Genomic DNA, 24,634 nt, shown 5'->3' on the forward strand with positions numbered 1-24,634 from the left:
CTGCCGCCGTCCGGCCTGCGGACAGCCCCAACCGGCCCGCACGTCACCCGCCGGGGGGATCATCGGCCGCCCCGAGGGCTACCGGCGCGCTCGGAACAGCCGACGCCGCGGCTGCTCGGGGAAGGCGACGGCGTAGTCGAAGCCGTCGTCGCCGACGGCGTTTCGCAAAGTCCGCACGATCGCCTCGGGATCGTCGTAGGGGCCGTTGACGTAGAAGGGCTTGCCGTCACGGCCGAAGCGGATCGGGCTGGGGCCGGCGGGCTCGCCGAGCACAGCGGCGGCGGCATTGAAGTCGGCCTCGGGATCGAACCCGAGCTCGCGGGCGTAGGCGGCGGCGCCGAACACCAGGGCACGGACAAGCTCGGCGGGAACCTGCACATGCCCCTCGAAGGCACTGAAGTAGGCGTGCCGATGCGCAGCCAGCCGACTCGGGGTCATCGGCTCCGGAGGCAGCGCGTTCTTCACCCCCAGACACCACACGTCCAGCAGGAACCCGGCAACCTGCGCCTTCGCGGAGCGCGTGCTGTCCGCGGCAACGAGCACGGCGACAAGGCCGCGTACCTCCTCGGCATCGGAAGCTCCAGGGTCCAAGCCCGTCCACTGCGGCGCAGCCTCAAGATCCACACTGCGGCTCCAGCCGGCGTTCACCCAGCAACGCGGCTCGCCACGACCCGGCACCGAAACCTGCACGGCGCTGTTGAGCACGCCGACGACATCCGAGACACCCACCCCCAGCGTCCTGGCGATCGCCTTCGCTGACCGACCCTGCTGATCAAGTTGCTGTACCTGCGCTACAAGCCGCTCATCCACAGCCCCACCCTACGGCCGCCGCCAAAGCCACAGGACCCAAACGCCAACAGCCCAACCACCCGAGCGACCCTGCGAAAAGGGCGAAACTCGAGCTAGGAACCTGCAGGTCCTGTCGCTACCCTCCGCGCATGATTTCCACGGTTGTCTGGGGTACCGGCAACGTCGGCCGTTTGGCCATCCGCGCGGTCGAGGCCCATCCAGCACTGAAACTCTCCGCTGTCATCGTCCACGATCCAGCCAAGGTCGGCCGCGACGCGGGCGAACTCGGCGGACTCGACCGCCCGTTGGGGGTCGCGGCCACCGACGACATCGACGCCGTCCTCGCCGCCGGCCCCCGGGCCGTTGTCTACGCGGCCTCCGGGGACGTCCGCCCCGACGACGCGCTGGCCGACATCACCCGGGCGGTCCGCTCCGGCGCCGTCGTCGTCAGCCCCGCGCTCTACCCGCTCTACGACCACCGCAGCGCCCCACCCGAGTTCCGGGACCCGGTGCTCGCGGCGATCGCCGAGGGCGGCGGCTCCCTCTTCGCGTCCGGCGTCGACCCGGGCTGGGGCAACGACGTGCTCCCGCTGCTGCTCAGCGGGCTCGGCACCACCGTTGACGTGATCCGCTGCCAGGAGATCTTCGACTACTCCACGTACGACCAGCCGGACTCCGTGCGCTACCTCATCGGCATGGGCCAGCCCATGGACTACGAGCCCATGATGCTCCTGCCCTCGATCCCCACGATGGTGTGGGGCGGCCAGGTGCGGATGATGGCGCGGGCGCTCGGCGTCGAACTCGACGAGATACGCGAGACGTTGGAGCGGCGGGCGCTGGACACCACCGTCACCACCCGGACCATGGGTGAGTTCGAGGCCGGCACCCAGGGCGCCGTCCGCTTCGAGGTACAGGGCATCGTCGAGGGCGAACCCCGCATCGTCATCGAGCACGTCACCCGCATCCACGCCTCCTGCGCCCCGGACTGGCCGTCGCCGCCCGACGGGGGCGACGGCGCCCACCGCGTCGTCATCGAGGGCCGTCCCCGCATCGAGGTCACCATCGAGGCCACCGACGAGGGGGAGAACCGCTCCGCCGGCGGGAACGCCACCGCCGTGGGCCGCCTGGTCGGCGCCATCGACTGGCTCGCCGAGGCGGAACCGGGCCTCTACGACGCCCTCGACGTCCCGATGCGCCCCGCCGTCGGAAAACTCGGAAGGAAACAGCCATGAAGATCGACATCCCCGAAGGCCAGCACCCGATCGAGTACGTGTGGGGCGACATGGTCCCCGGCATCGGCATGGCGGCGGCCAACTTCTCCCTGTCCGTGTACGCCCACACCACCCTGGGCCTGCGCGAGTTCGAGGCCGCGCGGCTGCGCGTCGCGCAGATCAACGGGTGTGTCTTCTGCCTCGACTGGCGCACCGAGCGCGAGGGGGAGCAGGTCGAGGAGGAGTTCTCCGACGCGGTGACCGAGTGGCGGACCACGGACCGCTTCGACGAGCGGACCCGGCTCGCGGCCGAGTACGCCGAGCGCTACACCCTCGACCACCACGGCCTCGACGACGCGTTCTGGGACCGCATGACGGGCCACTACAGCCAGCTCGAAATCGTCGAGCTGACCATGAGCATCGGGTCCTGGCTGGCCTTCGGCCGGCTCAACCACGTGCTCGGCCTCGACAGCGTCTGCATGCTGCCGGGCCACTGACATGGGTCCGGGGCCGTTCGGTGTGTCCGACCGGCCCCGGCTTGCGTGCCCGCCCGTCCTGCTACAGGTCGGTGGCGATGATCTTCTCGATGTTCCGCTCGGCGAGGGCCGTGATGGTGACGAACGGGTTGACGCTGGTGTTGCCGGGGATCAGCGCTCCGTCGATCACGTACAGGCCCGTGTAGCCGTGCAGGCGGCCGTAGTTGTCGGTGGCCTTGTTCAGGACCGCGCCGCCCAGCGGGTGGTAGGTGAGGTGGTCGCCCCAGATCTTGTTGAGACCGAAGAGGTCGGTGCGGTAGATCGTCCCCTCCTTCCTGTTGATCTTGTCGAAGATGGTCTTGGCCATGTCGATGGACGCCTGCTTCCAGGCCGTCTGCCAGTTGAGGTCGACCTTGCCCGCCGCCGCGTTCCAGGAGAACTCGGCGCGGTGCGGGTTGTTGGTGATCGACAGGTAGAAGGAGGCGTACGTCTCGATGCCGGTCGGCAGGGGCGCGACCTCGGCGAACGCGCCGCCCGCGTCCCAGTTGTCGATGCCGCCGCAGGGGATGGAGGCCTGGACCTTGCCGGTCGCGTCCCACATGTGGTTCGCGCGGCCGCACATGACGTTGCCGTTGTCGCCCCAGCCCTTGCCGATCTCGTTGTTCAGGTTGGGCAGGACGCCGGTGGCCTTCAGCTTGACGAGCAGCTTGCTGGTGCCGACGCTGCCGGCCGCGAAGAACACCCGGTCGGCGGTGACGCTCTTGGAGGCCGAGACGGTGCCGTCGGTGTTCAGCTGGTTGAGGGAGACCGTGTAGCCGCCGCCCGGGGCGGGGGCCACCGAGGTGACCTGGTGCAGGGGCGAGATGCTGACCCTGCCGGTGGCCTTGGCGGACGCGATGTACGTCTGCTGGAGCGACTTCTTGCCGTAGTTGTTGCCGTAGAGGATCTCGCCGCTCACCGCGGACTTGGGGACGGTGCCGGCCACCTCCTGCTTCATGTAGTCCCAGTCGTATACGTCCGGGACGAAGACGAAGGGGAAGCCGGAGCGCTGGGCGTGCTTGCGGCCGACGCGGGCGTACTGGTAGCAGTCGACGGTGTCGAACCAGGCCGGGTCGATGAGGCCCACCCCGAGCCCGGCGTTGGCACGGGGGTAGTAAGTGGCGTACATCTCGTCGGCGTTCACCGAGGGCAGTACGGAGCTGAAGTTCTGCCGCTTGGGCGTGACGGCCATGCCGCCGTTGACGAGCGAGCCGCCGCCCACGCCGCGGCCCTGGTAGACGATGATCCCGCCCATTTCCTCGGCGTCGAGGATGCCCGTGTACTTGGGCACGTTCTTGTCGATCGGGAACCCGAGGAAGTTGCTGAGCGGCGCCTTCGTCCTCGTGCGCAGCCAGTACGAGCGGTAGTCCGGGTTCGTGGTGTGGGCGAAGATCTTGCCGTCGCTGCCGGGGGTGTCCCAGGCCATGCCCATCTCGACCATGTGCACGTTGACACCGGCCTGCGCGAGACGCAGGGCCGCGACGGATCCGCCGTATCCGGTGCCGATCACCAGGACCGGGACGTGGGCGCCGTTGTCGATGGCGGCGCCGGCGGCCGACGCATGTGCCGCGTGTGCGGGGAGGACCTGGGCAGAGAGGGCCACCGCGCCCAAAATGGAACCTGTTCTTGCAAGAAATCCACGCCGGGAAAAGCCGTTGGAGCCGTTTCTGGGCAGGGCGTTGTCACTCATGTGACGTTCCTCACTCTCGGCTGAATGAGAACGAGTTCTACTGCTACGTGCGTGTGAAGTCACTACATACCTATTGGTAACTTCGTAACTTCAAGCCGATCGCGCAACAGGGTTGGCGGGCTCGCGGCGGCGCACCCGGCCCAGGGCCGGCAGGGACGCGGCCGTGGTGAACGCGCTTCGGGCACAGGCGGATTCCGGCCGCCGGGGCGCCGCCGGAGCGCCGTGCCCGGCGGCCGCCCGCCGCCCCGGGGGGGCCGCGGCGGCCGGGCGGCCGGCTCACCGGGGGCTCCCTGCCCGGCGCGAAGGGGGCCGCGGTCCGTCATGCCACAACTGGCTGCAAATTCCCGACAGTCCGGCGAATATTTCCTGCGCGACTCTTGCTGTCTTCCTGCGGGCCGCCCTACTGTCCCGGCCATGCCCCCTAGAAGAACGGCCGCCGTGCTGGCGGTGCTCACAGCGTCCGCGCTCGGCCTCGGAGCGCTGGGCGCGGGCCCGGCTCTCGCCCGTCCGGGCGCCGACCGCGCCGCGGCTCCCGTCGTCACCCGGGCCGGTCTCGACCCGGCGCTCGTCGAAGGACGCGGCGCCCGGGTGGACTTCGCCGAGCAGGAAGCGGAGAACGCGGCCACCGACGGCACGGTGATCGGCCCGGACCGCACGGCGTACTCCCTCCCGGCGGAGGCCTCCGGCCGCAAGGCGGTGAAGCTGACCCCCGGCCAGTACGTGGAGTTCACCCTGCCCGCCGCGGCCGATGCCGTCACGGTCCGCTACAGCCTTCCCGATGCGCCCGACGGCGGTGGGATCACCGCCCCGCTCGACGTCACCGTGGGCGGACAGAACCGCCGCACCATGACCCTGACCTCCCAATACTCCTGGCTGTACAACCAGTACCCCTTCACCAACGACCCGCGGGCCGAGCTGCTGCACCCCGACTGGTGGATCACCGAGTGCGGCTGCGTCCCGGCGGCCACCACCCCGGCCCCGGTGATCACCAAGCCCTTCCGCCCCCACCACATGTACGACGAGCAGCGCCTGCCGCTCGGCCGCACGCACCGGGCCGGGGAGAAGGTGCGCCTCACCGTCCCCGCGGGGTCCGCCGCCGCGTGGACCGTGATCGACCTGCTCGACTCCCAGGTCGTCGGCGCGCCGCACGTCGAGGCCGTCGCCGCCAACGTGCTCCTCTTCGGCGCCGACCCGACCGGCGTCCGCGATTCCGCCGCGGCCTTCGACCGGGCGATCGCCTTCGCGCAGCGCCACCGGCTCCCCGTCTACCTGCCGCCCGGCACCTTCCGGGTGAACCGCCACGTCATCGTGGACCGGGTCACGATCACCGGCGCCGGCAGCTGGTACACCACCGTGAAGGGCAAGGGCGTCGGCTTCTACGGCAAGGACGCCTCGGTCGGCGGCAGCCGCGACGTGCACCTCTCCCGCTTCGCCATCGAGGGCGACGTCCGCGAACGCGTCGACACCGACCAGGTCAACGCCATCGGCGGCGCCATGAGCGACTCGACCGTGGACCGGATGTACCTGCACCACACCAAGGTGGGCATCTGGTTCGACGGCCCCATGCGCAACGTCAGGGTCACGCGCAACGTGATCACCGACCAGATCGCCGACGGCCTCAACTTCCACACCGGCGTCACCGACTCGCTGGTCCGCGACAACTTCGTCCGGGGCACCGGCGACGACGGCCTCGCCATGTGGTCGGAGAAGACGGCGAACACCCGCAACACCTTCGACCACAACACCGTGCAGAGCCCGAGCCTCGCCAACGGCATCGCCGTCTACGGCGGTGCCGACACCACCCTCTCCGCCAACCTCGTCGCCGACCCCGTCCGCGAGGGCAGCGCCCTGCACATCGGCGCCCGCTTCGGCGCCGAGCCCTTCACCGGGTCCCTGCGGATCGCGGACAACACCACCGTCCGCGCGGGCACCTACGAGCTGAACTGGAACATCGGGCTCGGCGCGATCTGGTTCTACGCCCTGGACCGCAGCATCGACCGGGCCGACATCCGGGCCGGGGGGAACGCCTTCCTCGACAACACCTACAACGCGATCATGCTCGTCACCGACTGGCCGGTGAAGGACACGCACCGCATCAGACACGTCCACTTCAAGGACACCCGCGTCGACGGCACCGGCACCTCCGTGGTCAGCGTCCGCTCGGCCGGCTCCGCGACGTTCGAGAACGTCGACGCCCGCAACGTCGGCGCGGTGGGGGTCAACAACTGCGGCTCCTTCAACTTCCCCGCGACCGGATCGGAGTTCGCCCTCACCGACCTCGGAGGCAACGACGGCGGCGGCACCACCACCGGACCCTGGCTCGCCGCCTGGGAGCTGCCGAACACCCTCACCTGCGACGACCGCCCGCCGGTCGTGCCCCCACCGCCGCCCTCCCGCTGGTAGGGCTCACCGCTCCGCCGCGCCCGGGGGTTCGAGCGGCGGAGCGGTGACCGCGCACTGCGTACGGCACTGCGGCCGCGGGTACGGCGTCCCGGGCGCGGGCGTCCGTACGGTCGCCCAGGCCAGCACGGAACCGGCCACCAGGATGCCCGCGCACCAGGGCATCGCCCGGTCGAAGGCCGCGTCGAACTGCTCCGCCGAGCGGTACGCCTCCGGCCCCATCCCGGCCAGCAGCGGCAGCGCCGCGACCGCGAGCAGCCCGGCCGCCCGGGCCGCGGCGTTGTTGATGCCGCTGGCCAGCCCGGCCCGGCCCGGGTCCACCGAGGCCAGCACGGTCGTCGTCAGCGGAGCCACCAGGGTCACCATGCCCGCACCCAGCACCAGCAGCGCGGGCAGCACGTCCCGTACGTACGAGGCGTCCGGCCCCACCCGCAGCATCAGCAGCATTCCGGCCGCGCACAGCAGCGGCCCCACCGTGAGCGGGATCCGCGGCCCGATCCGCTCCCCGAGCTCCCCCGACCGGGCGGAGAGCAACAGCATCAGCACGGTGGTGGGCAGCAGCGCGGCCCCGGACGCCAGGGCCGAGTAGCCTGCCACGACCTGGAGCTGGAGCACGACGAGGAAGAAGAACCCGCCGAAGGCGGCGTACACGCACAGGGTGACCAGGTTGACGGCCGTGAACTGCCGCGAGGCGAAGATGTCCGGCGGCACCATCGGGTGCGCCCGCTCGTGTTCCACGTAGACGAACGCGCAGGCCAGCAGGACCCCGCCGACCGCGGCGGCCGGCACCAGGGGGCTGCCGGACCGCGCCTCGATCAGCGCGTAGGTCAGCAGCGCGAGCGCCGCCGCGGCCAGCACCGCGCCCGCGACGTCGAACCGTCCGTGCGCCCGCGGGTCACGCGACTCCGGTACGTGCCGCAGCGCCACCGGGACGCACAGCGCGGCCACCGGCACGTTCAGCAGGAACACCCAGCGCCAGCCGGGCCCGTCCACCAGCCAGCCGCCGAGGAAGGGCCCGACGGCCGCGCCCACCCCGCCGAGTCCGGACCACAGGCCCACCGCGCGGCCCCGGTCGCCGGCCCGGATCGAGGCCTGGATCAGGGCGAGGGAGCCGGGGGTGAGCAGGGCCCCGCCGATCCCCTGCAGGGCCCGGGCGGCGATCAGCACCCCGGCGTTCGGCGCGATCCCGCACAGCAGGGAGGCCGCCGCGAACCACACCACGCCCAGCACGAAGATCCGCCGTCGCCCGAAGCGGTCGCCGAGCGCCCCGCCGACCAGGATCAGACCCGCCAGGGTCAGCAGGTAGGCGTTGACCGTCCACTGCAACACGGCCAGGTCGGCGCCGAGGTCCTCGCCGATGGCGGGCAGGGCCACGTTCACGACCGTCGAGTCCAGCAGGGCCATGGCGGAGCCGAGCACGGTGGTCAGCAGGATCCACCGGCCGCGCGCGGACGCCAGCCGGACGCCGGGGACCTGGCCGGACGGCCCCGCGCCGGGCCCGCGGGAGCCTCCGGGGGGCTCGGCCGGCGGATCGGCGGGGGGTTCCACGGGTCGATCGGCAGGCGATTCCACGGGCGGATCGGCAGGCGGTTCCACAGGTGGATCGGCAGGCGGATCGGCGGGCGCTGTCATGCCTTCAGGCTGGCCCGCGCGGCCGGGAAGGGCCACCCGGCGCCCCGAGGGCGCCCCCGGCGGCGACCAGGACGGCTCATTTGGGCCTCTTGTAATGAGCATGGCACCTCGATCACCATGACCCGCGCACGTCACACGCACATCTTTCCCGCACATCCCGCACATGGCGTACGAGGAGACAACACGTGGCACAACTCGCCAGACGACCCTTGCGCGCGGCACTCGCCGCACTCACCGCGGTCCTGCTCTTACCCGTCGGCGCGGGCGCCGCCGCGGCCGCTCCGGAGCCCGGCCCCACCCCGAGCGCGGCCGAACGCAAGATCGAGCCGAAGCTCCGAGCCCAGCTCGACGAGTCCGCCAAAGCCGTCTTCTGGGTCTACCTGGACAGCGCCGCCGACCTGACCGCCGCGGGTAAACAGCAGACCCGCGCCGCCAAGGCCGAGACCGTGCTGCGGAGCAAGAAGGCCCACGCGGCCCGCAGCCAGGCCGACGTCCTCAAGGCCCTCGACGGCGCCAAGGCCGAGTACACCTCGTACTGGATCGTCAACGCCATCCGCGTGGTCGGCAGCGAGAAGCTCGCCGGTACGCTCGCCCAGCGTCCCGAGGTCGCCCGGATCGACGCCGACGACAAGGTCGCCCTCCCGAAGCCCGCCGACGGCGAGCGGGAGAAGGCGGCGGCCAACGCCGTCGAGTGGAACATCGACCGGATCAAGGCCCCCCAGGTGTGGGACCAGGCCGGCGTGCGCGGCGAGGGCATCGTCGTCGCCAACATCGACAGCGGCGTGGACTACACCCACCCGGCGGTCAACAACCAGTACCGCGGCAAGAGCGCGGACGGGACCTACGGCCACGACTACAACTGGTTCGACCCGGCCGGCGTCTGCTCCACCGCCGCCCCCTGCGACAACAACGACCACGGCACCCACACCATGGGCACCATGGTCGGCGACGACGGCGGCGCCAACAAGATCGGCGTGGCCCCGGGAGCCAAGTGGATCGCCGCCAAGGGCTGCGAGACCAACTCGTGCTCCGAGGCCTCCCTGCTGGCCTCCGGCCAGTGGATCGTCGCCCCGACCGACCTCAACGGCCAGAACCCCCGGCCCGACCTGGCCCCGCACATCGTGAACAACTCGTGGGGCAGCTCGGCGCACGACGACTGGTACCAGCAGATCGTCGACGCCTGGCGTGCCGCCGGAATCTTCCCGGCCTTCAGCAACGGCAACGCCGGCCCCGGCTGCTCCACCAGCGGCTCGCCCGGTGACTACGCGAGCTCCTACAGCTCCGGCGCCTTCGACATCAACAACACCATCGCCTCGTTCTCCTCGCGCGGCGCGGGCCCCGGCGGCATCATCAAGCCGGACATCGCCGCCCCCGGCGTGAACGTCCGCTCCTCCGTCCCCGGCGGCGGGTACGAGGCCTTCTCCGGCACCTCCATGGCCTCGCCGCACACCGCGGCCGCCGTGGCCCTGCTCTGGTCCGCCGCGCCCGCCCTCGAAGGGGACATCGCGCAGACCGAGTCGCTCCTCGACGGCACCGCCCAGGACACCGACAACGGCCAGTGCGGCGGCACGGCCGCCGACAACAACGTCTTCGGCGAGGGCAAGCTCGACGCCCTCGCCGCCGTGAACGCCGCCCCGCGCGGCGCGATCGGCGCGCTCGGCGGCACCGTCCGCTCCGGCGGCGAGCCCGTCGCGGGCGTGAAGGTCACCGCCGACGGCCCGATCGACCGTACGACGACCACCGGCGCCGACGGCAGCTACGCCTTCGCCTCCCTCTCGGTCGGCGACTACGCCCTGACGGCCTCCAAGTTCGGCTACGGACAGCAGAGCGCCACCGCCACGGTGACCGAGAACGCCACCGCCACCGGTGACTTCACCCTCACCCAGGCCGCCTCCGGCAAGCTCACCGGCACGGTCTCCTCCGCCGCCGGCCCCGCCGCGGGCGCCACCGTCACCCTCGCCGACACCCCGGTGACGGCGACGACCGACGCGCAGGGCCGCTTCGAGGTCACCCTCCCGCACGGCACGTACACCGTGAACGCCACCCACACCTCGCGGTGCGTGACCGGCGGCTCGGCGCAGGTGACCGTCGCGGGCGACACGACCGTCGCGGTCAGCCTGCCCGAACGCACCGACGGCTACGGCTACGCCTGCGCCGCCTCGGGCGAGCGCCCGTACACCCCGGGCAGCCGCCAGCTCGCCCTGACCGGCGACAACACCACCGAGCGCGTCGACCTGCCGTTCCCGCTCCCGCTGTACGGAAAGACGTACGGGCAGGCCTGGATCGGCACCAACGGCACCGTCAGCTTCGGCGGCAACAACACCGGTGACATCAACGGGGACATCCCGAGCACGGCCACGCCCAACGCCGCCCTCTACCCGTTCTGGGACGACCTGGTCGTCGGCGCGGCCGGCAGCGGCTCCGGCGTCTTCACCGCGGTCACCGGCACCGCCCCGCACCGCAGCTACGTGATCGAGTGGCGCGAGGTGTCCCACTGGTCGGCGCAGGCCGACAAGTTCTCCTTCTCGGCCGCGATCGGCGAGGACGGCACCGTCACGTACGCCTACAAGGGCACCGGCGGCACCGGCATCAAGGGCGGCTCCACGGCCACCGTCGGTGTGGAGAACGCCACCGGGACCGACGCGTTCAAGTACTCCTTCAACACCGCCGTCATCACGGACGGCCTCTCCATCGCCTTCCGCACCACCAAGAGCGGCGTGGTGGCCGGCCGCGTCCTCGACGCCAACGACGGCAACGGGATCGCGGGCGCCACGGTGAGCGTCGCCGCGGGCGGCTCGGCGGTGTCGGCGACCACGGCGGCGGACGGCGGGTACGTGGTCCAGAGCCCCTCGGGCCCGACCTCCGTCTCCGTCTCCGCACCCCAGTACGAGGCAGTCACCGCGGCGGTCGACGTCAAGGCCGCCGACGTCACGGCCGTGACGCGGTCCCTGCGCACGGGCCGGGTGACCGCGTCCCAGCCGGCCGTGGAGGTCGTCCTGCCGGCCGACCGCAAGCGCACCCGGACCCTCGACCTGACCAACCCCGGCCTCGGCACGGCGTTCAGCGTGGCCGAGGACGCGGCCTGGCTGACGGCAACCCCCGCCACCGGGAACCTCCCGACCGGCGGCAAGGCGCCGGTCACGCTCGCCGTCGACACCGCCGGCCTCGCCCCGGGCACGGTCCTGACCGCCGACGTGCGGATCACCTCGGTGAGTGGCCGCAGCCCGGTCCTCACCGTCCCGGTCAAGGTCATCGTCCCGCGCTACCAGGTCGCCCTGGACGCGGGCTCCGACTACGCGGGCACGGACGCCCTGGGCGACCCCTGGTCCCCGGACCGCAAGTACACCGCCGGCTCCTACGGCTACCAGGGCAACGCCTCCGTCCAGGCCACCGGCCGCACCATCGCCGGCACGGCCGACCAGAAGCTGTACCGCAACGCCCGTGAGGGCATGTACGAGTACCGCTTCGACAACGTCCCGAACGGCACCTACACGGTCGAGCTGGGCTTCGCGGAGCTCTCCTCCACCAAGCCGAACAAGCGCGTCTTCGACGTCCTGGCCGAGGGTACGCAGGTCCTGCCCTCCCTCGACATCTCGCTGGAGGCGGGCACCTACACGGCCCTGACCCGCACGTACACGGTCACGGTCACCGACGGGGTCCTCAACATCCGCTTCGTCACGCACGGCGGGTTCGGCAAGCCCCTGCTGAACTCGCTGCGGGTGACGGACCGCCCCGACAAGAGCTAGCCGCACGGGTCCGACGGGGGGCGGGGCGCCGGACGGCACCCCGCCCCCTCCCGTACGCCCCCCGCGCCCGGCCCGGCATTCGGGTGGCGGCGCCGGGGCTCCGGCGTGACGCGACGGGCGGGCCCGGGCCGGTTCGCTAGCGTGACCGACCATGACGCTCCTGAGCGACCAGGCCGAGGACATCCGCGCACTCGTGGAGTCCGCCGACCCCGGGGCGGTCTGGGCCGTCGGCGGACCCGAGGGAGTCCACGCGGCGTCCGCCGGCCGCGGCCTCGGCGGCTCCGCGGACACCGCTGTCTCCCCGGACGACCGGGGCGGCCAGGACATCACGGCCACCGTGCGTGCGCCGGGCGACGGTAGCGGCGCCGGGGCAGCGCCGGGGGACCTCGACGTCGGCGGGCTCGCCACGGTCCTGGCCCTGTGGCCGGCCCTCGGCAGCCTCGTCGCCGAGGGCGCGCTCCAACTGCACACCCCCCTGACCGCGTACGGGGACACGACGTCCGCCCCCGGGACCACCGCGCACCACCTGCTGACCCACCCCGAGGGAACCGCCGCCCTCACCCGGCTCGCCGAGAGCCTCGCCGGCACCTCCCTCGCCGAACTCGCCGCCACCCGCGTCTGGCAGCCCCTAGGCATGACCCGCACCCGCTTCGCCGACGGCACCCTCCGGGCCCCGCTCACCGACCTCGTCCGCTTCCCGTGCCACCTCCTGGCCCCGGACGGCCCGGGCGTCAGCCCCGCCTGGACCGCCGAGTCCCTCCGCATCCGCACCGGCGAACTCACCCCCGCCCGCGGCCTCCTCTGGCACCCGGCGCCCCACGGGGTCTGGGCCCACCACGCCCCGGCGGCCGACGCCCCCGCCCTCTGGGTCGCGCCCCGCCTCCGCCGCTGGGCGGTCCTCCTCCCGGCCTCCGCCCACACCCCGGTCCGCACCGCCTTCCGCGAGGCCGCGTTCACCCGGGCCCCGGCCGGCTGAGGGGGCCGGGCCCGGTGCGGCTGAAGGGGCGTAGGCCGGGCGGGATACGCTTGCGCCATCGCGCCCGGGAGGTCCCGTCCCATGAGCAAGACCCGTCAGCAGGACCACGGGATCCCCGACCCGGCCACCCCGTGGGACGAGATCACCCCGGGGCTCTGGATGGGCGGCCACTTCTGGACCGGCCCCTCCGGCGAGCGCCGTCCCGCCGTCGTGACCGACGAGTTCGACCTCGTCGTCAGCCTCTTCACCCGTTCCGGACACGGCCCCGGTCCGCGTGCCGAACACGTGGTCACGGAGCTGCCGGACGCGCCGCTCACCACCGCGCAGCTGCGCGCCGTCCAGCACCTCGCCGGCGCGGTCTCCCTCGCCCTCGACCTGGGTCTCACCACGCTCGTCCGCTGCCGCTCGGGCTACAACCGGTCCGGCCTCGTCGTCGCCCAGTGCCTGGTGGACCGCGGTCTGCCGCCCGACCGGGCCGTCGCGCTCGTCCGGAGCAGGAGGTCCCCGCACGCCCTGCACAACGAGATCTTCACCGCCTACCTGGCCGACGGCCTGGACATCGCCGCCCTGCTCGCCGGGCTGGATCCGCCCCCGTAGCGCTCGGGGCGCGCAGCCTCCCCGGTCGACGTACGGTGATCCCGACGTCACCGACCGTCCCTTTCCGGCCGCGGAGGTACACGCATGCGCACGGTCCAGGAGGCCGCCCTCGGCGGCCTCGGCGCCCTCGTCCGCGGCCTCGTCGGCACCCGCCCCCGCCGCACCGACGCGGTCCACGCCTCGGCCGACGCCCTGCACGCGCTGCGCGCGCGCCACGGGTACGCGCCGCTCCTGCTGCGCACCCGGAGCGGCCGGGCGGTCCTCGTCCTCCTCGACCCCCGGGACCTCGGCCGCTTCTACGCCGAGCCCGCGAGTGTCCTCGCGGCCGAGCCCCCCGAGAAGTGCCGCAGCCCGTACGCCGCCGAGCCCGCCGGCGCCGGCTGCGGACACGGCGCACCCCGCCCGGAACCGCGCCGGACCGACACGCAGGCCCTGGTCCCCGGGCTCCCCGTACACCCCTCCTACGAGCCGATCCTCACCCTCCTCGCCGAGGAGGCCCGGCAGCTGACGGCCTCCGGCACCCTCGAACTCACCCGTGTCCGGCACACCGTGGACCGGGTCGCGCGCCGGATCGTACTGGGCCACGCGGCCGCGCAGGACGAGCGGCTCACCGGCTGGCTGAGGCAGCTGCGCGCCGGAGGCGGCAGCCCCGGACCCGGGGCTGAGCCCGGCCCGCGCACCGGCAGGTCCCGCGCCACCGCCCGCTCCCTGTACGGGAAGGCCGACGAACGCATCCGGGAGTACGCCCGCCGGGCCGGCCGCGACACCCTCCTCGGCCGGGCCGCCGGCCACCCCGGAGCCCCGGGCCGGGCACACCAGTGGCTCGCCGCCCTGGACACCCTCCCGGAGACGCTGCTGCGCACCCTGCTGCTGCTCGGCGCGCACCCCGCCGAGCAGCGCCGGGCCGCCGCGGAAGCCACCGCCGCCGCGGCTCCCGGTGAACTGCCGTGGCTGCGGGCCTGCGTCCGCGAATCCCTGCGGCTCTACCCGGTGGTCCCCGACCTGATCCGCGTCACCCGCACCGAAACCGACTGGCACGGCGTGCGCCACCCGGCGGGCACCGCCGTACTGCTGCCCGCCGCCTTCCACCAGCGCGACCCGGAGCACGTACCGGCCGCCCACGCCTTCGTACCGGGCCGGTGGAAGGGCCGGGGAGCCGACCAGGACATCCGGATGGCCCCCTTCGGCCACGGCGCCGGCCGCTGCCCCGGCGACCAGCTTGGTCTGCTGGTGACCGCCGCGCTCTGCGCCGAAGTGCTGCGCAGCCACCGGATCGAGACCACCAGACCGGTCCTGGATCCCGTCGGCCCCCTCCCGGAGACGCTCGATCCGCACGGAATCCGGCTCACCCTGGGCCGCCGCTGACGGAACGCCACCGGCCCGGCCCCGCCCCGATCCGCCCCGTACCCCCTGCCGAACGACAGAGGACCCCATGCCCGACGCCGCGACCTCCGCGTCCACCGCCCCGGACGTCGTCCTGCTCGACACGCTGTGCCGCGAACTCGCCGAGACCGCCGACGCGGTGGGCGAGGCCGCCCGCCACGCCTCCGGGCTGGCCCTCGGCGCCCGGCTGCCCTCGGCCGCACTGGCCCGGGGCGGCCGCCGCCGACTGGCCTGGCGCACCCTGATGCGCACCCTCACCGACCCGGGCGGCCTCGGCTGGGCCCCGCGGGGCCGGGGCGTCGCCGGCGCCGGCCGGCTCGCCGGGCTGCTGGCGGGCCGGGAGAACCTCGCGGTCAGCGTCGCCGTCTGCGGTCTGCGGGTCCGTATCGGCGCCGCGAGCGCGGGCCGCCCCGAACTGCTCCTCGACCCGGCCGCCGCGGCGGTCCTCACCGCGGCCGACGCGGGCCGGCAGGCCGAGGCCGTCCGCCTCTTCCGGGCCATCGTGCGCGACCGGGGAGCGGGATACGCCTACGCGCTGCTCGGCCCCGCCTTCGCCGACGTCCTCGCCTGGAACGCGCTGACCGACGCGAATCCCTTCAACGACCACGCGGGCTGGCAGGTGGCCACCGGCCGGGCCGTGACCGCCGACCCGCTCCTCGGACTCGGCGCCGCCTTCCGGGCCTTGTGCGACCGCGACCGAAGCGGGGGCCACGAGGAGGAGGGCGCGGGCGGGGGCGCGGGCACGTGCTCCGGCCGTGGCCCGGCCGGCGGCCCGGTCGGTGGCGAGGTCGGCGGCCAGGCCGCCGCGGGCCGTCCCGCATACCGTCCCGCCCCGCCGCGCCGCGCGGCCCGGACGCGGGGGAGCCGAAGCCCCCCGCCGCCCGCCCGCCGAAGGGGCCGCCGGGGCCGGAGCCCCACCGGGCCGGGCCCGCCGCCGGCCTGCGGGCCCACGCCGACGCGCTGCGTACGCACGCCCGGCGGCTGCACGGCACCGTCACCCCGGCCGTGGCGGTGTGGCCGGGGCTGCGGTCCGAGGCGCTGCGCGACGAGGTCACCACCTTCGCCGACCGGTGCACCACCGCGGCGAACGGCCTCGCCCTCGCCGCCGCCCAGCTCGACGCGGACCGCGCGCCGCGCTGACGACGCCGCGCTGACGACGCCGCGCTGACGTCTTCGGGCGCGGCCGCTTCGGCGGCCGCGCCCCGGGGGTCACAGGACGAGCGACAGGAGCATGACGAAGCCCAGCCCGACCACCGAGATGATGGTCTCCATCACCGACCAGGTCTTCAGGGTCTGTCCGACCGTCATCCCGAAGTACTCCTTCACCATCCAGAAGCCCGCGTCGTTGACGTGGCTGAAGAACAGCGAACCCGATCCGATGGCGAGGACCAGGAGCGCGGTCTCGGTGGTCGACATCCCCGCGGCGAGCGGGGCGACCAGGCCGGCCGCCGAGATCGTGGCCACCGTCGCCGAACCGGTCGCGAGGCGGATGGCCACCGCGATCAGCCAGGCCAGCAGCAGGGCCGGGATGGACCAGCTCTCCGACAGGTCGAGGATCATCTGCCCGACACCGACGTCGATCAGGGTCTGCTTGAAGCCGCCGCCCGCCCCCACGATCAGCAGGATGCCCGCGATCGGGGCCAGGGACTTCTCCACCGTCGTCGAGATCCTCGCCCGGGTGAAGCCGGCGGCGCGGCCCAGGGTGAACATGCCCACCAGCACCGCCGTGAGGAGGGCGATCAGGGGGGAGCCCGCGACGTCGGTGACCCGCTGGACCGGGTCGGCGGGGTCGTCCACGATGATGTCGACCAGCGCCTTGACCAGCATCAGGGCCACCGGCAACAGCACTGTGAACACGGTGGCGCCGAACCGGGGCCGGTGCTCCAGCTCCTCCGAGGGGCGCTGCGGGATCATGTGTTCCGGCGCCGGGATGTCGACCCACCGGGCCGCGTACCGGGAGAACAGTGGACCGGCGATGATCACGGTGGGGATCGCCACGACCACGCCCAGCGCGAGGGTGACGCCCAGGTTCGCGTCGAGCGCGTCGATGGCGACGAGCGGCCCGGGATGGGGCGGTATCAGCCCGTGCATCACCGACAGGCCGGCCAGCGCGGGGATGCCGATCCGCATGAGGGAGTAGTTGCCGCGCTTGGCCACGAGCAGCACCACCGGGATCAGCAGCACGATGCCGACCTCGAAGAAGAGCGGCAGCCCGATGACCGAGGCGATCAGCACCATCGCCCACGGCATGGCCCGGCCCTTGGCCCGGGCGAGGATCGTGTCCACGATCTCGTCCGCTCCGCCGGAGTCCGCCAGCAGCTTGCCGAGGATCGCGCCGAGCGCGATCAGTACGCCGACACCGGCGACCGTGGCTCCCAGCCCCGCGGTGAAACTCGCGATGGTCTTGGCCAGGGGTGCGCCCGCGAAGACCCCGAGGGCCAGCGAGCCCAGCGTCAGGGCCAGGAAGGCGTGCATCTTGAGGCGGGTGATGAGCAGGACGATGACGGCGATGCCGGCGAGTACGGCGATACCGAGCTGGGCGTTCCCGGCCGAGGTGATCGGTTCGCCGCCCGCCGCTGCCAGTGTCTCGACGCTGAGACCGGTCACTGTGACGATTCCTTAGTTCTCGGGTGTGCTGGGGTTCTCGGGCGTGCTGGGGTTCTCGGGCGTGCCGAGCCGGCGCAGGGCGGCCAGCGCCCGTGCGGTGATGTCCTCGGGCGAGCCGGACACGTCGACGACGACGCCCGCCTCGTCCGGCTGGAGCGGCTCCAGGGTGGCGAACTGCGAGTCCAGCAGGGCGGGCGGCATGAAGTGGCCCCTGCGGGCGGCCATCCGCTCCTCGATCAGCGGCCGGTCCCCGGTGAGGTGGACGAAGACCGTCCCGGGGCCCGACGTGCGCAGCCGGTCGCGGTAGGCGCGCTTGAGCGAGGAGGCCGCGACCACCCCGCCGCCGCGTCCGGCCCGGCCGCGGATCCAGTCGCCGATGGCGTCCAGCCACGGCCACCGGTCCGCGTCCTCCAGGGGGATGCCGTCCGACATCTTGGCGACGTTGGCCGCCGGGTGGAACGCGTCGCCCTCCGCGTACGGGAGGGCGAGTGCCTCGGCGATCAGCCGGCCCACGGTCGTCTTGCCCGTACCGGCCACGCCCATCACCACAATGACGCGCTGGGTGCTCACGCCGTACCTCGCTGTCCTCGTCGACATCGGTTCGTGTGGCACCACTGAAGCCTATTAAGTACGACGTATTCAAGTGGTGGACCGAAAACGTCGCATCTTTTGTTCGCCGCCGTTCGCTGCGGCGTCACCTACGCTTACGCCCATGACGACCGACGGCAGCCCTGGGCAGGGGCTCCACTCCCGTGTGCTGGACACCCTCGGCCTCGCCATCACCGCGGGGGACCACCGGCCGGGCAGCGTCCTGCGGACCGACGAGATCGCCGAGCGGTTCGACGCCTCGCGCACCGTCGTCCGTGAGGTCGTCCGGGTCCTGGAGTCGATGCGGCTGGTCGAGTCCCGCCGCCGGGTCGGCGTCACGGTGCGTCCCACGGACGAGTGGAACGTGTACGACCCCCGCGTGATCGTCTGGCGGCTGGCCGGCACCGACCGACCCCGCCAGCTGCGCTCCCTCACCGTGCTCCGCTCCGCGGTCGAGCCGGTCGCCGCCGGGCTCGCCGCGACCCTGGCGACCCCCGAGCAGTGCGCCGAGCTCACCGAGGCGGCCCTCGGCATGGTCCGCACCTCGCGCGGACACCAGCTCGACGGCTACCTCCGCCACGACATCGCCTTCCACCGCATCGTGCTGAACGCCTCCGGCAACGAGATGTTCGCCCGGCTCGGCGACGTCGTCGCCGCGGTCCTGACCGGCCGCACCCGGCACGAGGTGATGTTCCACGACCCCGATCCGGCCGCCGTCACCCTGCACGTCCAGGTCGCGGAAGCCGTCCGGGAGGGCGACGCGGCCCGCGCCGAGGCACTGACCCGGCAGATCGCGGTGGGCGCCCTGGAAGAGCTGGACGTCCTTGCTCCGTAGCGCGCGGGCCCCGCCCCGTAGGCCACACTGGACCCGTGCTGGGACTGGACGGGGCGAACGACGGCGGAGCCGCCACCTTCGTGGGGCGGGGCGGTGAACTGGCCGCGCTGCGAACGGCCTTGAGTGACGGCCGGCTCACCACCCTGACCGGACCGGGCGGCGTCGGCAAGACCCGCCTGGTGCGGCAGCTGTTGGAGGGCGCGCCAGGACTCACCGGCCCCGACGGGCCGTTCCCCGACGGGATCCACTGGGCCGACCTCTCGCCGCTGCCCGACGACCGGCTGCTCGTCGACACCGTCGCCGACGCGCTCGACCTCGCCGACCACACTCCCCGCACCCTCGCCGAAGCCGTCCGCGAGTGGATCGGCGAGCGCCGGCTGCTCCTCGTACTGGACTGCTGCGAGCATCTGGTGCCCGCCGTACGCGTGCTCGTACGGGACCTGCTCGACGCCGCCCCGCACCTCGCCCTGCTCCTGACCAGCCGCCAGCGGCTCGGGTTCGCGGAGGAACGGGTGACCGAGCTCGGGCCGCTGCCGCACCCCCCGGGCGGCGGCGAGGCATTGGCGCTGTTCACCGCGCGGGCCGCCGACGCCCCGCCGAGACGGCGGCCTCCGTGGTCGGACGGGTCGCTCGTCGCCGCGCGGACCATCTGCGCCCGTCTCGAAGGGGTCCCCCTCGCGCTGGAACTCGCCGCCGCGCAACTGGCGGACCACACCGTCGAGGAACTCGCCGACCGCCTCGCCCGCCGGATCGGGCCGCTGTCCACCACCCGCCCCGTCCAGCCGCTCCGCCACCGCGCCCTGCGGACCGCGATCGGGTGGAGCCACGAGTGGTGCGAACCGCGCGAACGGCTGCTGTGGCTGCGGCTGTCCGTCTTCGGCGGCGTCTTCGACGAGGCCGCCGCACGCGCCGTCTGCGCCGCCCCGCCGCTCACCGGGGCGGACGTCCCGCCGCTGCTGGCCGCCCTCGCCGCCAAGTCCGTCGTACGCTCCGCCGGGGACGGGACGTACCGGATGCTGGACACGATCCGGGAGTACGGGGCCATGTGGCTGGCCGGGCTGGGCGAGGCCGACGCGCTGCGGGACCGGCACGCGGCCTACTTCCTGCACCTCGTGCGCACCGCCGAACGGGACTGGCTCGGGCCGGGGCAGCGCGAGGCCTACCGGCGCGTCGCCGCGGTGCACGGGGACCTGTGCGCCGCCCTCGACCACTACCAGAGCACCGCCCCCGCCCGGGCCCTGGAGCTGGCCGGCCGGGTCGGATTCTTCTGGGCCTGCTGCGGCCACCTGCACACCGCCCGGCGCTACCTGGAGCGGGCGCTGGCGGCCACCCGGCCGGAGGAGGTGGACCGGGCCGGCCGCGGCCGCGCCCTGTGGGCCCTCGGCGTCACCCTGCTGCTGCGGGGCGAGCACGACCAGGCGCACCGGCTCGCGGTGGGCTGCGAGGCCCTGGCCGCGGAGGGCGGCCCGGGCAGCGGCTCCGCGGACGACCTGCGGCCGGCCCTGGACGCCGCGTACCTGCTGGGGCTGAGCCACCTGCTGGCCGGACGGCCGCTCGCCGCGCGGATCGTGGCCGACAACGTCCTGGAGGCCTTCCCCGCCTCGCCGTTCGCGTCCGGGCCGCGCGTCCGCTGCCACCTCGTCCGGGTGTTCGCCCTGACCGGCATGGGTCTCTTCGACGACGCCCGCGCGGAGGCCGAGCTGCTGCGGTCCGGCTGCGCGGAGCGCGGCGAGCACTGGACCCGGGCCTACGCCGACTACCAACTGGCCCTGATCTGCCTGTTCGAGAGCCGCCCCGCCGAGTCCGCCGGGCACGCCCGCGCCATGCTGGAGAGCAAGCGCGAACTGGACGACAGCTTCGGCACCGCCCTCGGCCTCGACCTGCTCGCGGCCGCGCGCGCCGCCGACGGCGACGAGGAGGGAGCGGTCCGCGCGTACGGCACCGGGCACGCCTACTGGCAGGCGGTCGGCCACCCCCAGCGCGGGACCCCGGAACTGGAGCCGGTCCGCGCCGAGCTGGAGCGCACGGCCCGCGGCGCGCTCGGCGACCAGGCGTACGAGGAAGCCTTCCGCGAGGGGGTCCGCCACGGCCACGCCCAGCGGGCCGGCGGTCCGCCGTACGACGCCGGGTGAGAGCCGGTCAGCCGCCGCCGCACCCCCCGTTCGACTCCAGCCGCGGCGCACACGGAGAGGGCAATCGTCAGCCCGTGCGTACGTAAGCGAAACCGGTCGCCCGCGTCAGGGGCGGGGACCGGGGACAGGGCCAGGGACACGTACGAGAGGCTCAGCCGTGCGTGAGCGAGGCCACCGCCTTGTCGAGGCGGGCCTGCCGCGCCCTGGGAGTGAGCGCTTGCAGCAGCGGCAGGATCAGCTGGTACTGCCCGGTCCGGTCGAGGGCGTCGAAGGCCTTCCTCGCCTCCGGGCGGGCGTCGAGCGCCGCCGCGAGGTCGGGCGGTGGCGTCGCCGTCTGCTGCGACGCGTAGGCCGCGGCCCAGCGGCCGTCCTGCTGCGCCTTGCGGACCTCGGCCAGCCCCGCTTCGCGCATCCGCCCGGCCGCCGTCAGCGCGGCGACCTTGTCGACGTTCACCTGCGACCACAGGCTCCTGGGCCGGCGCGGCACGTACTTCTGCAGGTAGTGCCGGTCGTCGAGGGAGCGCCGCTGTCCTGAGATCCAGCCGTGGCAGAGCCCGGCGTCGACCAGCTCGTCGGAGGTCACCGACGCGATGCCGGACCCCTTCTTGGCCACCTTGACCCACACCCCCTCGTGGCGGGTGTGGTGTCCGGCCAGCCACGCGTCGAACGCCGCGACGTCGGCGAAGGCGATGATCTCCACTCCGTCGAGCTCGTCCATGCGGTGCAGACTAACGCCCCGGTCCGTGCGCGGACCGGGGCCGTCCGGGGAACAGCCTGCCGAGCGGCGCCGTCACCAGGCCTGCCGAGCGGTCGACGAGCGCCGGACCGTGGCCCGGGCCCGCATAATGACGCCGTACAGCTGACGATCAAGATGCCGGGGCCCGTGGTGGACCGGCAGGAGCGGAGCCCCCTGATGGACGTGCAGCACTTCGAGCGGATCACCGCGTTCATCGAAGCGCGGCTCACCCCGCTGTTCGCGGCGGACACGGGCAGCGAGAACGGCTTCGGGATGGACGACACCTCCCGCGCGCTGCGCGCGTTGCGCAACGCCGTGCTGGAGGCCTCGGTGACGAAGGGCCTCCTCGAGACGCGCGGGGCGGCCGAGCCGGCGGTGCGCCGCGTCATCGACCAGACCGTGGAGCTCCACTGGGACGTCCTGCGCGGGGTCGCCCGCCAGTGGGAGGACCACGCCGACTTCCGGCGGGAGTTCAAGCGCCACGCCTGGGAGCTCGACGCGGCACCCGCCGCCGTCCCGGCCCCCACTGCCGTCCCCGCTGTCGCCGCGCAGGCCTGACGCCTACGCGGCGCCGGCCGCCGCCCGGAGCCCGATGGCCTCGCCGAGCAGCGCCTGTTCGGCCTCCGGGAGGCGCCGCTCGGCGTGGAGCATGCGCAGCGCGGTGGTGAGCCGTTCCTCGTCCTCGGGGCGGTGGAGGTTGCCCGTGTACGGGGGCAGGAGCAGGCTCAGGGCCTCCAGGTCGGCCCGCTCGCACAGCAGGGCCAGCAGCGGGCGGAGCGGCCCGTCCGCGTACCCGTGTTCGTACCCGCCCCCGTCCGCGGCGCCGGTGGTGGTGGCGGTGTCGGTGCCGTCGGTGGCGGCGCCTGTGGTGCGCAGGCCGCGGGCGACGCACAGCCGCAGCCAGTCGGCGTACGGGCCGGCCGGCAGGGTGCCCAGCGCGTCGGCGGCCGCCTCGAAGTGGTACCGGGCCTCGGCCGGCCGGCCGAGGTCGAGCAGGGCCCGGCCGATCGTGCCGTGCAGGGAGGGGCGGAAGCCCGCGACGCGCGCGTCCCCCACCCGGTCGGCCAGTTCCAGGCAGGTCCGGTTCCAGTGGAGCGCGGCTTCGGGCGTCGGCTGCTGCCGTGCGAGGTAGTGCGCGGCGACACAGGCCTCGTAGTCGTCGCCGGCGCTGTCCCAGGCTTCCCGGAACAGGTCCCGGGCGTCGTCGTCGCGTCCCTCGGCCTCGGCGGCCATGCCTTGGGCGCACAGCCTGACGGTCTGCTGATCCGTGTTCACGGGGGTGGTCTCCTTCAGGCTCGGCGGGCGGGCAGGGCGACGGGCATCACGAGCGCGGTGAAGCTGCCCTGGTCCGCGGAGCGCACCAGGACGGGCAGCGCGGGCCCGGCGACCTCCAGCAGCACGTCCGGGCCGACGCTCGCCTCCAGGGCCGGCGCGAGCACCGCGGGGTCGAAGCCGAGGCGTACGGGCTCGGCCTCCGCGCGCAGGGCGGGCAGCTCGTGGTCCGCCACGAGCAGCCGGTCCCTGCCCAGTTCGACGGCGACGGCCGGAGCGTCGCCGCAGGCCTCCAGCGCACCGAGCAGAGCGGCCCGGTCCACGAGCACGCGGTGCCGGGGCGCGGGCAGCGCGGCGAGCACGTCCCGGTAGGCGGGGTACTCCCCGGCCGCGCCGGCCACCTCGCGCGAGCCGCCCGGGTGGCGTACAGCCAGTGTGACGCCGGCCGGTCCAACGGCCAGGGTCACCTCGGCGATGCGGGCGGCCCAGGCCCCGAGCCCGAGGAGGGCGTCGGCTTCGACGAGCACGCGGCCCGCCGGCCCGGTCAGCGCGGCCGGCCGCAGGGTGCGCAGTGCGAGCCGGTACCGGTCGGTGGCCACGAAGCGGACCTCGTCCTGATCGAACTCCACCAGTACGCATCCCAGTTCCGGGTGTGCGGCGTCGCGTCCGGCGGCCGGGGTGACCTGCCGGGCCGCGCTCGCCAGCTCGGCCCCGCCCAAGGTGAACTCGGTGGTCCGCGGACCGCCGGGCAGCCCGGCGAGCACCGCCGTGATCGCCGCGTCGGCGGCGCGTCCGCGGGCGCGGGCCGCCACCCGGTGCCGCTCCAGCACCTCCCGGGCCCGGTCCGGGGGTCCGTCCAGTACGGCGGCCACGTCCGCCAGCGCCAGCCCGGCTTCGCGGAGGCCTCGCAGCAGCCGGGCGCGGGTCTCCTGGGCGGGGGAGTAGGAGCGGTAGCCGGTGGCGCCGTCCACGTGGGCGGGGGTCAGCACGCGGCAGTCGTCGTAGAAGCGCAGGGCGCTCGGAGCGAGTCCGACCCGCCGGGCGAACGCGCTGATGCTCATCAGATCGGGTGTGGCGTTGTCCATGCCGCCGATTGTCGACTTTCATCCCACTGGAAGGTCAACTCGGAGGCCTGCGGGGCAGTCGGCCCCGGCGTCGGCCGGAAGTCGCCCCCGGGGTCAGCCGACGGTCGGCGGGGTGGCGGCCAGCACGGCGTCCAGGAGGCCCGGGAACCGGTGCTGGAGGTCCTCGCGGCGCAGCGAGACCGCCTTGTAGCGGCCGACCTTGTGCTCCTGGGTGACCCCGGACTCGCGCAGGACCCGCCAGTGGTGGGTGGCCGTGGCCTTGGTGACCTCCAGGGGCAGGCTGCCGCAGGTGCGCCCGTCGGGGGAGGAGGCGAGCTCGCGGACGATGCCGAGGCGTACGGGATTGCCGAGGGCGGCGAGGACGTCCTCGACGAGGAGCTGTTCGCGGACGGGGTGGTACGTGGCCATGGTTCCGATGGTACGGCGCGCGGCGTACCCGC

The 24,634-nt window shown here is 73.9% G+C and carries 20 protein-coding genes; 11 read left to right on the forward strand and 9 right to left on the reverse strand.

Annotated elements, in window-relative coordinates; all coding sequences use genetic code 11:
- Window positions 1-78 precede the first annotated feature (78 nt).
- Window positions 79-810, reverse strand: a complete 732-nt coding sequence (locus OTB16_RS08235) for a hypothetical protein (protein WP_267719303.1) — start codon at window positions 808-810, stop codon at window positions 79-81.
- 128 nt (window positions 811-938) lie between these two features.
- Between OTB16_RS08235 and OTB16_RS08240 the strand changes: the two genes are divergently transcribed.
- Window positions 939-2,021: an NAD(P)H-dependent amine dehydrogenase family protein gene (locus tag OTB16_RS08240; RefSeq protein ID WP_267719304.1), complete on the forward strand. Its 1,083-nt coding sequence runs from the start codon at window positions 939-941 to the stop codon at window positions 2,019-2,021.
- On the forward strand, window positions 2,018-2,497 hold the full coding sequence (locus tag OTB16_RS08245; protein WP_267719305.1) for a carboxymuconolactone decarboxylase family protein: 480 nt from the start codon (window positions 2,018-2,020) through the stop codon (window positions 2,495-2,497). The genes OTB16_RS08240 and OTB16_RS08245 overlap by 4 nt, the downstream gene beginning before the upstream one ends.
- Window positions 2,498-2,558: 61 nt before the next feature.
- On the opposite strand, the gene OTB16_RS08250 is transcribed toward OTB16_RS08245, so the two are convergent.
- Window positions 2,559-4,205: a GMC oxidoreductase gene (locus tag OTB16_RS08250; protein WP_267719306.1), complete on the reverse strand. Its 1,647-nt coding sequence runs from the start codon at window positions 4,203-4,205 to the stop codon at window positions 2,559-2,561.
- A 414-nt stretch (window positions 4,206-4,619) separates the two neighbouring features.
- Between OTB16_RS08250 and OTB16_RS08255 the strand changes: the two genes are divergently transcribed.
- Window positions 4,620-6,608 carry a glycosyl hydrolase family 28-related protein gene (locus tag OTB16_RS08255; protein ID WP_267719307.1) on the forward strand — a complete coding sequence of 663 codons (1,989 nt, stop codon included), beginning with the start codon at window positions 4,620-4,622 and terminating at the stop codon, window positions 6,606-6,608.
- A gap of 3 nt (window positions 6,609-6,611) precedes the next feature.
- Here the strand turns inward: OTB16_RS08255 and OTB16_RS08260 are convergent, their stop codons facing one another.
- Window positions 6,612-8,237 (reverse strand): MFS transporter, encoded by a 1,626-nt coding sequence (locus tag OTB16_RS08260; protein ID WP_420717645.1) that lies wholly within the window; start codon window positions 8,235-8,237, stop codon window positions 6,612-6,614.
- 185 nt (window positions 8,238-8,422) lie between these two features.
- Between OTB16_RS08260 and OTB16_RS08265 the strand changes: the two genes are divergently transcribed.
- The 5 genes from OTB16_RS08265 to OTB16_RS08285 all read left to right on the forward strand — a co-directional run bounded on the left by OTB16_RS08265 (window position 8,423) and on the right by OTB16_RS08285 (window position 16,107).
- On the forward strand, window positions 8,423-11,983 hold the full coding sequence (locus tag OTB16_RS08265) for a S8 family serine peptidase (RefSeq protein ID WP_267719308.1): 3,561 nt from the start codon (window positions 8,423-8,425) through the stop codon (window positions 11,981-11,983).
- Window positions 11,984-12,134: 151 nt separating this feature from the next.
- Window positions 12,135-12,959 (forward strand): serine hydrolase domain-containing protein, encoded by an 825-nt coding sequence (locus tag OTB16_RS08270; protein WP_267719309.1) that lies wholly within the window; start codon window positions 12,135-12,137, stop codon window positions 12,957-12,959.
- Between the two features lie 81 nt (window positions 12,960-13,040).
- Window positions 13,041-13,556 (forward strand): protein-tyrosine phosphatase family protein, encoded by a 516-nt coding sequence (locus OTB16_RS08275; protein ID WP_267719310.1) that lies wholly within the window; start codon window positions 13,041-13,043, stop codon window positions 13,554-13,556.
- 84 nt (window positions 13,557-13,640) lie between these two features.
- Window positions 13,641-14,921 carry a cytochrome P450 gene (locus OTB16_RS08280; protein ID WP_267719311.1) on the forward strand — a complete coding sequence of 427 codons (1,281 nt, stop codon included), beginning with the start codon at window positions 13,641-13,643 and terminating at the stop codon, window positions 14,919-14,921.
- A gap of 67 nt (window positions 14,922-14,988) precedes the next feature.
- Window positions 14,989-16,107, forward strand: a complete 1,119-nt coding sequence (locus OTB16_RS08285) for a hypothetical protein (RefSeq protein ID WP_267719312.1) — start codon at window positions 14,989-14,991, stop codon at window positions 16,105-16,107.
- 41 nt (window positions 16,108-16,148) lie between these two features.
- Here OTB16_RS08285 and OTB16_RS08290 read toward each other — a convergent pair whose 3' ends face one another.
- Window positions 16,149-17,546 (reverse strand): GntT/GntP/DsdX family permease, encoded by a 1,398-nt coding sequence (locus OTB16_RS08290; protein WP_267719313.1) that lies wholly within the window; start codon window positions 17,544-17,546, stop codon window positions 16,149-16,151.
- Window positions 17,547-17,558: 12 nt separating this feature from the next.
- Window positions 17,559-18,116, reverse strand: coding sequence for a gluconokinase (locus OTB16_RS08295; protein WP_267719314.1), 558 nt, complete (start codon window positions 18,114-18,116; stop codon window positions 17,559-17,561).
- Window positions 18,117-18,258: 142 nt separating this feature from the next.
- Here OTB16_RS08295 and OTB16_RS08300 point away from each other — a divergent pair, with 142 nt between their 5' ends.
- Window positions 18,259-18,969: a FadR/GntR family transcriptional regulator gene (locus OTB16_RS08300; protein WP_267719315.1), complete on the forward strand. Its 711-nt coding sequence runs from the start codon at window positions 18,259-18,261 to the stop codon at window positions 18,967-18,969.
- A 35-nt stretch (window positions 18,970-19,004) separates the two neighbouring features.
- A complete protein-coding gene (locus tag OTB16_RS08305) occupies window positions 19,005-21,101 on the forward strand; it encodes an ATP-binding protein (RefSeq protein ID WP_267719317.1) in 2,097 nt (698 codons plus the stop codon).
- A 151-nt stretch (window positions 21,102-21,252) separates the two neighbouring features.
- On the opposite strand, the gene OTB16_RS08310 is transcribed toward OTB16_RS08305, so the two are convergent.
- Window positions 21,253-21,819 (reverse strand): YdeI/OmpD-associated family protein, encoded by a 567-nt coding sequence (locus OTB16_RS08310; RefSeq protein WP_267719318.1) that lies wholly within the window; start codon window positions 21,817-21,819, stop codon window positions 21,253-21,255.
- Window positions 21,820-22,014: 195 nt separating this feature from the next.
- Between OTB16_RS08310 and OTB16_RS08315 the strand changes: the two genes are divergently transcribed.
- Window positions 22,015-22,395 (forward strand): hypothetical protein, encoded by a 381-nt coding sequence (locus tag OTB16_RS08315; RefSeq protein ID WP_267719319.1) that lies wholly within the window; start codon window positions 22,015-22,017, stop codon window positions 22,393-22,395.
- A 3-nt stretch (window positions 22,396-22,398) separates the two neighbouring features.
- On the opposite strand, the gene OTB16_RS08320 is transcribed toward OTB16_RS08315, so the two are convergent.
- From OTB16_RS08320 to OTB16_RS08330, 3 genes are all read right to left on the reverse strand, one after another.
- Window positions 22,399-23,112, reverse strand: coding sequence for a hypothetical protein (locus OTB16_RS08320; protein ID WP_267719320.1), 714 nt, complete (start codon window positions 23,110-23,112; stop codon window positions 22,399-22,401).
- Between the two features lie 14 nt (window positions 23,113-23,126).
- Window positions 23,127-24,194, reverse strand: coding sequence for a DNA polymerase III subunit beta family protein (locus OTB16_RS08325; RefSeq protein ID WP_267719321.1), 1,068 nt, complete (start codon window positions 24,192-24,194; stop codon window positions 23,127-23,129).
- 93 nt (window positions 24,195-24,287) lie between these two features.
- Window positions 24,288-24,602, reverse strand: coding sequence for an ArsR/SmtB family transcription factor (locus OTB16_RS08330; protein WP_267719322.1), 315 nt, complete (start codon window positions 24,600-24,602; stop codon window positions 24,288-24,290).
- Window positions 24,603-24,634: the final 32 nt, after the last annotated feature.

The sequence above is a fragment of the Streptomyces antarcticus genome (genome assembly GCF_026627255.1).
GTDB classification, from domain to species: domain Bacteria; phylum Actinomycetota; class Actinomycetes; order Streptomycetales; family Streptomycetaceae; genus Streptomyces; species Streptomyces antarcticus.

Coding starts and splice junctions, on each gene's coding strand:
- OTB16_RS08240 (WP_267719304.1), top strand. CDS start 939: ATGATTTCCACGGTTGTCTGGGGTACCGGCAACGTCGGCCGTTTGGCC.
- OTB16_RS08245 (WP_267719305.1), top strand. CDS start 2,018: ATGAAGATCGACATCCCCGAAGGCCAGCACCCGATCGAGTACGTGTGG.
- OTB16_RS08250 (WP_267719306.1), bottom strand. CDS start 4,205: ATGAGTGACAACGCCCTGCCCAGAAACGGCTCCAACGGCTTTTCCCGG.
- OTB16_RS08255 (WP_267719307.1), top strand. CDS start 4,620: ATGCCCCCTAGAAGAACGGCCGCCGTGCTGGCGGTGCTCACAGCGTCC.
- OTB16_RS08260 (WP_420717645.1), bottom strand. CDS start 8,237: ATGACAGCGCCCGCCGATCCGCCTGCCGATCCACCTGTGGAACCGCCT.
- OTB16_RS08270 (WP_267719309.1), top strand. CDS start 12,135: ATGACGCTCCTGAGCGACCAGGCCGAGGACATCCGCGCACTCGTGGAG.
- OTB16_RS08275 (WP_267719310.1), top strand. CDS start 13,041: ATGAGCAAGACCCGTCAGCAGGACCACGGGATCCCCGACCCGGCCACC.
- OTB16_RS08280 (WP_267719311.1), top strand. CDS start 13,641: ATGCGCACGGTCCAGGAGGCCGCCCTCGGCGGCCTCGGCGCCCTCGTC.
- OTB16_RS08285 (WP_267719312.1), top strand. CDS start 14,989: ATGCCCGACGCCGCGACCTCCGCGTCCACCGCCCCGGACGTCGTCCTG.
- OTB16_RS08300 (WP_267719315.1), top strand. CDS start 18,259: ATGACGACCGACGGCAGCCCTGGGCAGGGGCTCCACTCCCGTGTGCTG.
- OTB16_RS08310 (WP_267719318.1), bottom strand. CDS start 21,819: ATGGACGAGCTCGACGGAGTGGAGATCATCGCCTTCGCCGACGTCGCG.
- OTB16_RS08315 (WP_267719319.1), top strand. CDS start 22,015: ATGGACGTGCAGCACTTCGAGCGGATCACCGCGTTCATCGAAGCGCGG.
- OTB16_RS08325 (WP_267719321.1), bottom strand. CDS start 24,194: ATGGACAACGCCACACCCGATCTGATGAGCATCAGCGCGTTCGCCCGG.
- OTB16_RS08330 (WP_267719322.1), bottom strand. CDS start 24,602: ATGGCCACGTACCACCCCGTCCGCGAACAGCTCCTCGTCGAGGACGTC.